Annotated in this window: 12 protein-coding genes; 9 read left to right on the forward strand and 3 right to left on the reverse strand. The window is 67.1% G+C overall.

Annotated elements, in window-relative coordinates; translation table 11 throughout:
• The first annotated feature begins 36 nt into the window (after positions 1 to 36).
• Both ACTJK0_RS11270 and ACTJK0_RS11275 read left to right on the forward strand, forming a co-directional pair.
• Positions 37 to 540, forward strand: a complete 504-nt coding sequence (locus ACTJK0_RS11270) for a GNAT family N-acetyltransferase (protein ID WP_110542888.1) — start codon at positions 37 to 39, stop codon at positions 538 to 540.
• A 46-nt stretch (positions 541 to 586) separates the two neighbouring features.
• The gene (locus ACTJK0_RS11275; RefSeq protein ID WP_110542889.1) at positions 587 to 967 is read left to right on the forward strand and encodes a RidA family protein; all 381 of its coding nucleotides are present in this window, start codon (positions 587 to 589) and stop codon (positions 965 to 967) included.
• A 44-nt stretch (positions 968 to 1011) separates the two neighbouring features.
• Here the strand turns inward: ACTJK0_RS11275 and ACTJK0_RS11280 are convergent, their stop codons facing one another.
• Positions 1012 to 1674 carry a response regulator gene (locus ACTJK0_RS11280; protein ID WP_110542890.1) on the reverse strand — a complete coding sequence of 221 codons (663 nt, stop codon included), beginning with the start codon at positions 1672 to 1674 and terminating at the stop codon, positions 1012 to 1014.
• Complete coding sequence (locus tag ACTJK0_RS11285) at positions 1667 to 3421, reverse strand: ATP-binding protein (RefSeq protein ID WP_440745224.1); 1755 nt, start codon at positions 3419 to 3421, stop codon at positions 1667 to 1669. Before ACTJK0_RS11285 ends, ACTJK0_RS11280 begins: the two co-directional genes overlap by 8 nt.
• A 190-nt stretch (positions 3422 to 3611) precedes the next feature.
• On the opposite strand from ACTJK0_RS11285, the gene ACTJK0_RS11290 reads away from it, so the two are divergent.
• The 5 genes from ACTJK0_RS11290 (at position 3612) to ACTJK0_RS11310 (ending at position 9536) form a co-directional block, all read left to right on the forward strand.
• Entirely contained in the window at positions 3612 to 5069 is a 1458-nt protein-coding gene (locus ACTJK0_RS11290; protein WP_440745225.1) for a CitMHS family transporter, read from the forward strand.
• 146 nt (positions 5070 to 5215) lie between these two features.
• Entirely contained in the window at positions 5216 to 5512 is a 297-nt protein-coding gene (gene gatC, locus ACTJK0_RS11295) for an Asp-tRNA(Asn)/Glu-tRNA(Gln) amidotransferase subunit GatC (protein WP_043455998.1), read from the forward strand.
• A 2-nt stretch (positions 5513 to 5514) separates the two neighbouring features.
• Entirely contained in the window at positions 5515 to 7077 is a 1563-nt protein-coding gene (gatA, locus tag ACTJK0_RS11300; RefSeq protein ID WP_110542893.1) for an Asp-tRNA(Asn)/Glu-tRNA(Gln) amidotransferase subunit GatA, read from the forward strand.
• Positions 7077 to 8585 (forward strand): Asp-tRNA(Asn)/Glu-tRNA(Gln) amidotransferase subunit GatB, encoded by a 1509-nt coding sequence (gene gatB / locus ACTJK0_RS11305; RefSeq protein ID WP_440745226.1) that lies wholly within the window; start codon positions 7077 to 7079, stop codon positions 8583 to 8585. The genes gatA and gatB overlap by 1 nt, the downstream gene beginning before the upstream one ends.
• A gap of 117 nt (positions 8586 to 8702) precedes the next feature.
• Positions 8703 to 9536: a DUF5666 domain-containing protein gene (locus tag ACTJK0_RS11310; protein ID WP_440745227.1), complete on the forward strand. Its 834-nt coding sequence runs from the start codon at positions 8703 to 8705 to the stop codon at positions 9534 to 9536.
• 31 nt (positions 9537 to 9567) lie between these two features.
• Here ACTJK0_RS11310 and ACTJK0_RS11315 read toward each other — a convergent pair whose 3' ends face one another.
• Complete coding sequence (locus tag ACTJK0_RS11315; RefSeq protein ID WP_110542896.1) at positions 9568 to 10479, reverse strand: LysR family transcriptional regulator; 912 nt, start codon at positions 10477 to 10479, stop codon at positions 9568 to 9570.
• Between the two features lie 129 nt (positions 10480 to 10608).
• On the opposite strand from ACTJK0_RS11315, the gene tdh reads away from it, so the two are divergent.
• Positions 10609 to 11655: an L-threonine 3-dehydrogenase gene (gene tdh / locus ACTJK0_RS11320; RefSeq protein ID WP_110542897.1), complete on the forward strand. Its 1047-nt coding sequence runs from the start codon at positions 10609 to 10611 to the stop codon at positions 11653 to 11655.
• Positions 11656 to 11676: 21 nt separating this feature from the next.
• Positions 11677 to 12873 (forward strand): glycine C-acetyltransferase, encoded by a 1197-nt coding sequence (locus ACTJK0_RS11325; protein ID WP_440745228.1) that lies wholly within the window; start codon positions 11677 to 11679, stop codon positions 12871 to 12873.
• The last annotated feature ends 18 nt before the right edge of the window (positions 12874 to 12891 follow it).

Below are 12891 nucleotides of genomic sequence, written 5' to 3' on the forward strand. Positions count from 1 at the left end.
CGTAACCGGGGCACGCCCGCCATTAGCATTGACGGAGTGCACCAGCAACTAACCATCCGTCCCGCCGTCGAGGCCGATTTCGCCGCCATCGCCCGCATCACCGGCGACTCGTATCTTTCCGCCGGCTACTTTGACGATGCCGCCCACCCGTACATGGTCAAAATCATGGACGTTGCGGAACGCGCCCGCCAGGCCACCATTTGGGTTGCCGAGCGGCAGGGGACAGTCATCGGTTCGGTCACGCTGGCACTGGCGGGCGAACCCTACGCGGACATTGCGCTGCAGGACGAGCTGGAATTCCGGATGCTGGTGGTGGACCCTGCCGTCCAGCGCAGCGGTGCCGGCAAAGCCATGGTGGAGGCCATCGTGGCCCATGCCAGGACCCTGCCGGGCATCACCGGCGTGGCACTGACCACGGGCAGCGAATGGGAAAGCGCCCACGGCCTCTACCGCAGGACCGGCTTCCATCGCGTGCCGGAACGGGACTGGTTCGTACCCGGCACCGACACAAAACTGCTGGTTTACCGGCGCAGCCTGTAGCAGCCCTACAGTGGTGGCGACCCATTCCAGCTTTGAAAGGCCACCCATGCGCAAAACCTTCGGCAGCGGATCCGTCTGGGAACAGACCCTTGGCTACTCCCGCGCCGTCCAGGTGGACAACACCCTCTACATTTCCGCCACCGCCGCCAGCGGCGACGACGGCATCGTCGGGGACGATTTCTACACCCAGACGCAGTACATCCTGCAGAAACTCGGCAAAGTCCTGGCCGACGCCGGCTTCGCCTACGAAGACGTGGTCCAGTCCAAGCTGTACCTGACGGACATCAGCAAATGGGAAGAGGCAGGCCGCGCCCACGGCGAGGTCTTCGGTGACATCCGCCCCACACTCTCCCTGGTCCACGTACTGCCGTTCCTGGACCCCAAGATGCTCGTCGAGATCGAACTCGTCGCCCAGAAGAGCGCATAACCACACCCCCAGGGCCGGATCCCGGGCTCAAGTCCGGGGTCCGGTCAACGTGCCGGCAGGCCGTAGCGGTGTTCCGGCCTGCCGGTGGTTCCGTAGCGCAGCTGGATGTCCACGGCCCCGTCGTCGGCCAGTGACGACAGGTACCGCTGGGCGGTGGCGCGGGACACGCCTACCCGGGAAGCCACCTCCGCCGCCGAATACTGCTCGCCCGGGACCAGCGACTCCAGAACCGCCGCTTCAGTGGCGGAGCGGGGTTTTGACGACGGCGTGACGTCACCGGGGACCAGCGCCCGCTTGGCCCGTTCCACCGCCTCCTGGTCCAGTGCGCCCGGCTGGCCGAGGAGCCGCCGGTACCGGGCGTAGGAACGCAGCTGCTGGGACAGCGACTCGGCCGTGAAGGGCTTGAGGAGGTACCCCAGGGCTCCGCGGCGGAACGCCACCCGGACGGACGCTGCGTCGGAAGCGGCACTGAGGATGATGGTGTCGACATCCAGCTGCTGCAGCAGGTCCAGGCCGGACGCGTCCGGCAGGTACACATCCAGCAGCACCAGGTCGGGGCGCAGGCTGTGGATGGCCTGCAGCGCCAGCGACGCTGTGCCAACGGGCGCCAGGGCCAGGAACCCTGCCACCGAGTCCACATAGGCCGCGTGGAGCTTGGCCACATGGAAGTCGTCGTCCACGATCAGGACCCGAAAATCGTCAGCCATTTTCATCCTTTCCGGCTGCCCCCGGGATGTTGGCGGCAGGATTTCCCGCCGTCGTATGCGGCAGGGTGGCCATGAACACGGCCCCCGGGCCGCCCCTGGTTCCCCGCTCCAGCACCTTGACTTCGCCACCGCGGCGCCGGGCCAGCTGGCGCGCCAGGGCCAGTCCAAAGCCCTGCCCGCCGCCTGCCCGGACCGGACCGGACGCGGTGGTAAACCCCTCGGCGAAGACGCCCTCAGTATCGGCTCCTTCTGCGAGCCCGTCACCCGAGTCCGCCACCACGATATGCAGCGTGCCGCCGTCGTCAGCCGGCTCGTCCAGCACCTCAAGCTCAACCCAGCGGTCCGTGGATGAGCCCGCCACGGCGGCGTTGACTGCATTATCGATCAGGTTCCCCAGGACCGTGGTCACATCCTGGGCTTCGGTGACCTGACCCCGGACCAGCGTCTCCGGCCCGATGCGAAGGGACACGCCGCGCTCGTCCGCCTCAACGCCTTTGGCACCCACGAACGCCTGGAGGTACGGGTCCTGCAGCAGCTCGGCCTGGTCCACCGGGAACTTCAGCGGACCGGTGGCGGCCAGCCGGGCCAGGTAGTCGCGCGCCTCCTGGTGCTGGCCGATGCCAAGGAAGCCTGCCAGGGTGTGCAGCTGGTTGGCGAACTCGTGCCGCTGGGCCCGCAGTGCTGTGGACATGGTGCCCACGGCGTCCAGTTGGCGGGTGAGTTGCTGCAGCTCGGTGCGGTCCCGCAGCATGATGACCCAGCCCAGGTCTTCCCGGCGGTGCAGGGCCTTGCGGGCGTTCACCACCAGGACCCGGCCGCCGGCGACCAGTTCCAGGGCGTCCTGGTGTAGTCCGCCGGTAGCCACGGCCGGACCCGCAGTACCGGTTCCCGGGCGCGTCAGGGCTTTCAGCTGCTCGGGCACCGGGGCTTGCTCCCACTGTGAGCCGGACAGGTCCGGCAACCCCAAAAGGCGCTGCGCGGCGGCGTTGAAGACGCTCACCCGGCCGTCGGCACTGACGCCGATCACGCCGTCGTCCACGCCCTGCAGGACCGCCACCTGGTCATGGACCAGCGTGCTGATTTCCTCCGGCTCCAGGCCCAGGGTAAGGCGCTGCAGGCGGTGGCGCAGCAGGAAGGACCCCAGGACCCCGGCCAGGAGCGCGCCGGCGGCGGTGAGGGCCACGGGCCCAATGTCCCGGGCCACGCTCTGGGCCACTGTATCCATCGAGTAGCCCACGCTGACCTCGCCCACCACCGTGGCAGTGCCCGGCGCGTATACGGGAACCTTCGCGCCGGCGGAAGGACCGAGGGTTCCTGTGTTCCGGGTGGTGATTTCCTGCCCGGACAACGCCTCGGACGGGTCGGTGCTGACTTTCTCGCCGAGCCGCTGCGGGTCGGGGTGGGCCATCCGGATGCCGGTTTCATCGGTGATCACCACGAACAGGGCTCCGGTCCTGGTCCGGGCCGCCTCCGCGGATGCCTGCAGCGGGCCTGCCAGCAGTTCGGCGGCCGGGGGAGTGCCGGGCTGTCCGCTGATCGCCAGGACGTCGGCCCGAACTTCGGGGTCCGAGGCGACGGTGCGGGCGAGTGTCAGCGCCTGGTCTTCGGCGTTGCTGCCCACCCTGTCGTAGGTCAGCCAGGCGTGCACGGCGGCGCTGAGCAGCACCACGAGCAGGACGACGGCCAGCTGGAGGAGGAGCGTCTGGGTGGAAAACCGCAGCGGCTGCCGGGGCGCGGAACGCTGCATGTCATCCTCCTTGACGGGTATCACGGGCTGTTGCGCTGCCCCTCTGCGGGCGTGAGCACAATGAGCAAAATGCTCCCAATAAGCAGTATGCCAATCAATTGAGCCAAAGGCACTGCCGTGACGGCCGCCACCCTACAGTCTGTAGCACGCATCACAACGCTGTGGTGCCGTTCACACGAAGGAGCCGGCTGTGCTGGTAATACTTGGATTCGCCATGATCGCAGTTTTCATGGTGCTGATCATGACGAAGAAGTTGACGCCAGTGCTGGCGTTGATCATTGTCCCTACGGTTTTCGGCCTCTTTGCCGGCGCCGGGCTGGGCATCGGCAACATGGTGATGGACGCAATGAAGTCCATGACCTCCACCGCGGCCCTGCTGATGTTCGCCATCATCTACTTCGGCCTGATGATCGACGTCGGCCTCTTTGACCCGCTGGTGAAGTTCATCCTCCGCAAGCTGGGCAACGACCCCGCCAAGGTTGTCCTGGGCACGGCCATCCTCGCGGCCGCCGTGTCGTTGGACGGTGACGGGTCCACCACCTTCATCCTCACCACCGCCGCCTTGCTGCCGGTGTACCTGCGCCTGAAGATCAGCCCCGTGGTCCTCACCTGTGTGGCCGGCCTGGCCAACGGCACCATGAACATCCTGCCGTGGGGCGGCCCCACCGCCCGCGCCGCGACCGCCCTGAAGATCGACGTCAACGACGTGTTCGTTCCCATGATCCCCTCGCTGGTGGCCGGCCTGGTCGTCGTGCTCGCCTTCTCCTGGCTGCTGGGCCTGCAGGAGCGCAACCGCCTCCGTGTTACCGCTCCCGAGATCTGGGGCGTGCCGGACACTGCAGAAGAGTTCGACGGCGGCACCTCCGCCGGCGGGTCCGGCACCGGCCGCGGACGCAAGGGTGGCAACCCCGGCGGAGCTGCCCCGCTGGGCGGCGCCGGTGTCACCGTCCTGGAACGCACCGAAACCCTCGTGGACGAGCACGACTCCGCCATGGCGGACACCGCCCTGGACCCCAACCGCAGCACCCTGCGCCCCAAGCTGTTCTGGTTCAACCTGGCGCTGACTGTCGCCGTCATGGTGGTCCTGGTGGCCAACATCATCCCGCTGCCGTTCGTCTTCATGGTGGGCGCCGCCATCGCCCTGCTGGTCAACTTCCCCAAGGTCAAGGACCAGGGCGCCCAGCTGATCGCGCACGCACCCTCCATCGTGGCCGTAGTCAGCATGGTCATGGCCGCAGCCGTCCTCACCGGCGTCCTCAAGGGTACCGGCATGGTGGAAGCAATGTCCGCGTGGCTGGTCCAGATCATCCCGACCTCCATGGGCCCGTTCATGGCCGTCATCACCGGCATCCTGAGCATCCCCATGACGTTCTTCATGAGCAACGATGCGTTCTACTTCGGCGTCCTGCCGGTGCTGAGCGAGACCGCCGCGCACTACGGGGTGGGCGCTGCCGACATGGCCCGGGCCTCCATCACGGGCCAGCCGTTCCACCTGCAGAGCCCGCTGGTGCCGGCCATCCTGCTGCTGGTCTCGCTGGCCAAGGTGGACCTCGGCGACCACCACAAGAAGGTCCTGTGGCGCACCGCCGTCATCTCCCTGGTAATGCTTGGCGTCGGCATGCTGACCGGAGCCATTGGTATCGGCTAGTCTGTAGCTGCCCGCGCTCCTGTCCCCGAGGCAGGACCGGGTACCGAAGGTGCCCGTCTGACGCCCGCTGGGGGCCGTCAGACGGGCATCTGCGTTTCCCCACTAGACTGGATCGGAAAACAATTCGAACTTTGCAGGGGAGATCCATGGCTGCGATCAACCGTGACGACGTCGCGCATCTCGCGCGGCTCGCTCACATCGAGATGAGTGCCGAAGAGCTGGACAGGATGGCCGGCGAGCTCGCCGTCATCGTTGATTCGGTCAAGTCCGTCAGCGAGGCCGCGGGGGACGACGTTCCGGCCACCTCACACCCGATTCCGCTCACCAACGTGTTCCGCGAGGACGTAGTGGGGCACACCTTCACAGCGGAACAGGCACTCTCCGGCGCCCCGGATTCCGATGACAACCGTTTCAAGGTCCCGGCCATCCTGGATGAGGCATAACCATGACTGAACAGAACATCAGCGCCGACGCCCTGATCCGGCTCTCCGCCGCGCAGCTGGCCGAGAAACTCGCCGCGGGCGAGGTCACCGCCGTGCAGGCAACCCAGGCGCACCTGGACCGGATCGCCGCCGTCGACGGCAAGGTCAATGCCTTCCTGCACGTCAACGCCGAGGAAGCCCTCGCCGTTGCTGCCGAAGTTGACGCCATCCGCGCCGCCGGAGGTGCCGAAGCCGAGGCCCTGCACGTCCTGGCCGGCGTCCCCATTGCCGTCAAGGACCTCATCGTCACCATCGGCCAGCCCACCACTGCGGGGTCGAAGATCCTCGAAGGCTGGCACAGCCCCTACGACGCCACCGTTGTGGAGCGCCTGCGTGCCGCGAAGATGCCCATCCTGGGCAAGACCAACCTGGACGAATTCGCCATGGGCTCCTCCACGGAGCACTCAGCCTATGGACCCACCCGCAATCCGTGGGACCTGGACCGGATCCCGGGCGGCTCCGGCGGCGGGTCGGCTGCCGCCGTTGCCGCCTTCGAAGCCCCCCTGGCCCTGGGCACCGACACCGGCGGCTCCATCCGCCAGCCGGGCGCCGTCACCGGAACCGTTGGCGTGAAGCCCACCTACGGCAGCGTCTCCCGCTACGGGGCCATCGCCATGGCCTCGTCCCTGGACCAGATCGGCCCGGTCACCCGGACCGTCCTGGACTCCGCCCTGCTGCACCAGGTCATCGGCGGCCATGATCCCCGTGACTCCACCTCGCTGCCGGAACCCCTGGCCGACCTTGTTGCTGCCGCGAAGACCGGCAATGTCGAAGGGCTGCGGATCGGCATCGTCAAGGAACTGCACGGCGAGGGCTACCAGGCCGGCGTCGAAAACCGCTTCAACGACGCCCTGGAACTGCTCAAGGAAGCCGGCGCCGAGATCGTGGAGGTCTCCTGCCCCAACTTCCAGTACGCGCTGGGCGCCTACTACCTGATCATGCCGTCGGAGGCCTCGTCCAACCTGGCCAAGTTCGACGGCGTCCGGTACGGCCTGCGCGTCCTCCCCGAGGATGGCCCCATGACGATCGAACGCGTCATGGGTGCCACCCGCGCCGCCGGCTTCGGCGACGAGGTCAAGCGCCGCATCATCCTGGGCACCTACGCCCTGTCCGCCGGGTATTACGACGCCTACTACGGCTCCGCGCAGAAGGTCCGCACCTTGGTCCAGCGGGACTTCGAGGCCGCCTTCGCGCAGGCCGACGTCCTGATCTCGCCCACCGCCCCCACCACGGCGTTCCCGCTCGGCGAAAAACTGGACGACCCCCTGGCCATGTACCTCAACGACGTCGCCACCATCCCGGCAAACCTGGCCGGTGTCCCCGGCCTGTCGCTGCCCGGTGGCCTGGCGGACGAGGACGGACTGCCCGTGGGCATCCAGCTGCTGGCACCGGCCCGCGAGGACGCCCGCCTGTACCGGGTGGGCGCGGTCCTGGAATCGCTGCTCGAAGCCAAGTGGGGTGGCCCGCTGCTGGCCCAGGCGCCCGACCTTGCCGCTGAATCCCTCGAAACCCAGGAGGCAAAATAATGAGCACCGATGAAATCCTGAGCTTCGACGAGGCCATGGAGAAGTACGATCCCGTCCTGGGGTTCGAGGTCCACGTGGAGCTCAACACCAAGACCAAGATGTTCTCCTCCGCCCCGAACGTCTTCGGCGACGAGCCCAACACCAACGTCAACGAGGTGGACCTCGGCATGCCCGGCGTCCTGCCGGTGGTGAACAAGACGGCGGTGGAGTCCTCCATCAAGATCGGCCTGGCACTGAACTGCAAGATCGCCGAGTCCTGCCGTTTCGCCCGGAAGAACTACTTCTACCCGGACACCCCCAAGAACTTCCAGACCTCCCAGTACGACGAGCCCATCGCGTACGACGGCTACCTGGACATTGAACTTGAAGACGGCACCGTGTTCCGCGTCGAGATCGAGCGCGCACACATGGAGGAGGACGCAGGGAAGCTGACCCACATGGGTGGTGCCACCGGGCGCATCCACGGCGCCGACTTCTCCCTGGTGGACTACAACCGTGCCGGCGTCCCGCTGGTGGAAATCGTCACCAAGCCCATCGAGGGTGCCGGTTCCCGTGCACCGGAACTGGCCAAGGCGTACGTTGCGGCCATCCGCGAAATCGTGAAGAACCTTGGCGTGTCCGATGCCCGGATGGAACGCGGCAACGTCCGCTGCGACGCCAACGTTTCGCTCCGCCCGCACGGCCGCGAACGCTTCGGCATCCGCTCCGAGACCAAGAACGTGAATTCGCTGCGCGCCGTGGAGCATGCGGTCCGCTACGAGATCCAGCGCCACGCCGCCGTCCTGGACTCCGGCAACCCCGTGGTCCAGGAGACCCGGCACTGGCACGAGGACACCCGCACCACCACCTCGGGCCGGCCCAAGTCCGACGCCGACGACTACCGCTACTTCCCGGAACCGGACCTGGTGCCCGTGGTCGCCTCCCGCGAACTGGTGGAGGAACTTCGCGCCACCCTGCCCGAACCGCCGGCCGAGCGCCGCAAGCGCCTCAAGACCGACTGGGGTTACTCCGACCTGGAGTTCCGCGACGTCGTGAACGCAGGCGTCCTGGACGAGATCGAGGAAACCATTGCCGCCGGCGCCTCAGCGTCCGTGGCCCGCAAGTGGTGGATGGGCGAGATCGTGGGCCGTGCCAAGGCTGCGGACGTTGACCCCGGCCAGCTGGGTGTTGAGCCCGCCACCGTGGTGGAGCTGAGCCGCATGGTGGAGGCCGGCAAGATCAACAACAAGATGGCCTCGCAGGTGCTGGACGGCGTGCTCGCCGGCGAAGGCACCCCGGAAGAGATCGTCGAAAAGCGCGGCCTGGCGGTCGTCTCCGACGACGGGCCCCTCCTGGAAGCCATCGACGCCGCACTTGCCGCGCAGCCCGACGTCGCGGAGAAGATCCGCGGCGGCAAGGTCCAGGCCATCGGCGCTATCGTGGGCGGGGTCATGAAGGCCACCCGCGGCCAGGCCGACGCAGCCCGCGTCCGCGAACTGATCCTGGAGAAACTGGGCGTCACCGCCTAGGGCACCCCTGCTTGACCCAACTGGGTAGCGCCAGGTGTCGTTGTGAACCCTCACAACGGCACCCAGCGCTACCCAGTTGGGCGTTAAGTACTCAGGTAGCGTGGGCCAAAAGTACCCGTGGCTGCCGGCCGCCGGCAGACCTACACTGGAGCCCACGGGGCGCTGGTGCCCCCGCGGCATGCAGGAGGAGCAGCGATGGTGGTCCGGGAACCCATGGGAATGCGGAAAACGATGTTGGCCGGGGCGGTGGCCCTGGCACTGACAGGCACCGGGGTTGCCCTCGCGTGGGCCGCCGATTCGCCGTCACCCACCCCCTCGCCGTCGCAGTCGGCGCCTGGCAATTCGGGCAAGGCTCTGGGACAGAACAAGCCGGAGGGACAGAACAAGCCTGACAAGGCCCAGCGCGCGCAGCCGCTCCACGGCGAGGGCGTGGTCAAGAATCCTGATGGCACCTTCCAGACCATCCTGGAACAGCGCGGCACCGTCGAATCCGTCAGCAGCACGGCCGTTACGGTGAAGAGTGAGGACGGTTTCTCCCAGGCCTACGCCGTCAACGGCGACACCAGGATCACCAGGATTCCCGCCGCTGCCCCGGACGGTTCAGGGAACAGCGGCGGCCCCGGAGCCAGCGCGAATCCCAGCCCGGGCGCAACCCCGGGAGCAATGGGCGACGACGGCAAACGGCTTAAGCCGACGGACGGAACCATCGCGGACATCGCCACCGGAGATACCGTGCGCATCTCCGGGGTTAAGGATGGGGGCACGGTGACCGCGAAGCGAATCGTGGAGGGTGCCGGTGAGGGGCCAGGCATGGGTATGGGACGCGGCCACGGGCCCGGTCATGGGCCGGGCAAAAAGATGGGCAACGGCAACGGCAACGGCAACGGCAACGGCAACGGCAACGGCAATGACAACGGCAATGACGACAGCCAGGATGACCTGGATTCCTGACCCAGGCCGGGGCCTGCCCAGCCTTGCTGCGTCAGCCCTGCTGCACCAGCCCGGCCATGATGTCCTCAAGGGCTTCGCAGACCATGACCACTGAACGCCGCTTCAGGTTTTCCGGCCGGGCGAGCAGGTCGATCCTTCGCCTGGTGCTGATGCCTTCCAGCGGGCGCAGCACGATGTCCGGGTTCAGGACAGGCCCGGCGGTGTACCTGGGCAGCAACCCGATGACGCCGCCGGCCGCCACCAGGGCCGCCACCGTGGAGTAGTCGTTGATGCGGTGGACAATGTTCGGCTCCCGGCTGGAAACAGCCGCGACGGCGGACAGGACATCGGCGGGGGAGTAACCGGGGTGGCTGGTCACCCAGGCTTCAGCGCCGACGTCGTCAGCCGTCACCGTCTCCTGCCGGGCCAGCGGGTGGTTGGCGGGCAGCGCCACGTCCAGGGGCTCGTGAGCCAGCGGGATCACGGCAACCCTTTCGGCGGGCCACCGCGGACTGTGGTCCATGCGGTGTGCCAGGACCAGGTCGTACCGGGCGGTGAGGGCAGGGAAGTCCTGCTGGGCCACGTCCTCATCGGACAGTTCGATCCGGGGGTGCTCCGGCCGGTCCAGCATCCGGGCCAACGGCGCGAACAGGGCCTGCCCTGCGCTGTGGAAACCGCAGACCGTCACCCTTCCGGCGGGCGAACCGTGATACGTCACCAGGGCGCCACGGGCCTCCGCCATGGCGCTGACGACGGCGGCTCCGGCGTCGGCGAGGACCTGGCCGGCCTCGGTGAGCACCAGGTTCCGGCCCTCCTTACGTGTCAAAGGTACGTCCACAGTGCGCTGCAGGTGTGCCAGTTGCTGCGAGACGGCTGAGGGAGTCACCATGAGGGTGTCAGCCACGGCCTTGACGCTTCCAAGTGCGCCGAGCTCACGCAGGATTTCGAGTTGATGAACCTCCACGGCACCAGTCTAATCCTTAGCATTCGCTACATCGTCGATTGAGAAAATCCCTGTTGTGCTAAAGCATGCAGGGGGCTTCAATGGGGAGGACAACCCCCTCAACCGTGAGTGCAAGAAGTAAGGACGCCAATGAAGGCCCTGTACAAGGCCGGCCCGCAGGCTGGTTTCGAACTCGTCGACCGGCCCGAGCCCGAAGCGGGTCCGGCTGACGTAAAGATCCGGGTCATGACCACTGGGATCTGCGGTACGGACCTGCACATCCAGTCCTGGGACTCGTGGGCGCAGGGGATCATCGAAGCCCCCCTGATCGCCGGCCACGAGTTCTACGGCGAAGTGGTGGAAGTGGGCGAGGATGTCCGCGAGGTCAAGGTGGGGGACCGGGTCTCCGGCGAAGGGCATGTGGTGTGCGGCATTTGCCGGAACTGCCGCGCTGGCCGCCGCCAGATGTGCATCCATACCGTCAGCGTGGGCGTCCAGCGTGACGGGGCGTTTGCCGAGTACGTGGTGATTCCCGAAACCAACGTGTGGGTCCACCATGATCCCTCTGTCACGCCCGAGCTTGGCGCCATTTTCGATCCCTTCGGAAATGCCGTCCACACCGCACTCAGCTTCCCGCTGGTGGGCGAGGACGTGCTCATCACCGGCGCAGGCCCCATCGGGCTGATGGCCATCGCCGTCGCCCGCCACGCCGGCGCACGCAAGATTGTCATCACTGATGTTTCCAAGCCGCGGCTGGAGTTGGCCCGGCAGCTGGGCGCGGACCTTGCCATCGATGTCTCCACCACCCGGGTGCGCGACGCCCAGCGTGAGCTGGGCATGCGCGAAGGCTTCGACGTCGGAATGGAAATGTCCGGCCACCCTTCCGCGCTGCCTGAGATGATCGACAACATGAACCACGGCGGCAGGATCGCCATGCTGGGACTGCCCAGCCAGGAGATCACCATCGACTGGGGCAAGGTGGTCACCCACATGCTCACGCTCAAGGGCATCTATGGCCGGGAAATGTTTGAAACCTGGTACGCCATGAGCGCCATGCTCTCGTCCAATCCGGTCCTCCACGCCGGCATCTCCGCGGTGGTCACGGACACGCTGCCCGCCACGGACTGGGAAAAGGGCTTCGAGATCGCCCGCAGCGGCGTGGGCGGCAAAGTCGTCCTCGACTGGACCCGGCTTTAAGACCCGACTGTAAGGAAACCCATGTACACCTCCATCAAGGACCAGCTCCACGACGAGCTGGAAGAAATCCGCACCGCCGGGCTCTACAAGACCGAACGCACCATCAGCTCGCCGCAGTCCAGCCACATCACCGCGGGCCGGATCGGCGGCCCCGGCGCGGACGTCCTGAACTTCTGCGCCAACAACTACCTGGGCCTGGCGGACCACCCGGACATCATCAGTGCAGCCAGGGCCGCCATGGACGAGCGTGGCTTCGGCATGGCCAGCGTCCGCTTCATCTGCGGCACCCAGGACCTGCACCTGGAGCTCGAAGCCAGGGTCTCCACCTTCCTCGGCACCGAGGACACCATCCTCTTCTCCAGCTGCTTCGACGCCAACGGCGGTGTCTTCGAGTCCCTGTTCGGTGCGGAGGACGCGGTCATTTCGGACGCCCTGAACCACGCCTCCATCATTGACGGCATCCGCCTGTGCAAGGCACGCCGGTACCGCTACGCCAACCGCGACATGGCCGAACTGGAAGAACGCCTGCAGGAGGCGCAGGACGCCCGCCGGACCATCATCGTCACCGACGGCGTGTTCTCCATGGACGGCTACCTGGCCCCCCTCGAGGCCATCTGCGACCTTGCCGAGAAATACGGCGCCTTGGTGATGGTGGACGATTCCCACGCGGTGGGGTTCATGGGCGGGACCGGTGCGGGCACCCCCGAGCACGCCGGCGTGTCCGAGCGCGTGGACATCTACACGGGTACCTTCGGTAAGGCACTCGGTGGGGCGTCCGGCGGGTACGTATCCGGCCGCCGCGAAATCGTCGCCATGCTGCGGCAAAAGGCCCGTCCGTACTTGTTCTCCAACTCCCTGGCGCCCGCCATTGTGGCCGCCACCCTGAAGGCGCTGGACCTGGTGGAGAACTCGGCCGACCTGCGCCGCCGCCTGTTCGAAAACGCCGGCCTGTTCCGCCGCCGCATGACCGAGGAGGGCTTTGACCTGCTTCCAGGCGAACACGCGATCGTCCCGGTCATGTTCGGCGACGCCGTGATGGCCGCGAAGGTGGCCGACCGGATGCTGCAGCACGGCGTCTTTGTCACCGCCTTCAGCTTCCCCGTGGTCCCTAGGGGTGCCGCAAGGATCAGGGTGCAGCTGTCCGCCGCACATTCAGCGGACGACGTCGAAGCGTGCGTTGGTGCCTTTGTCGCCAGCCGTGCCGAGGCAGCAGCCTGACGGGAGCGCCAGGGGCAT

Source organism: Paenarthrobacter sp. 22069, assembly GCF_052046035.1.
In the GTDB taxonomy this organism is placed as follows: Bacteria; Actinomycetota; Actinomycetes; order Actinomycetales; family Micrococcaceae; genus Arthrobacter.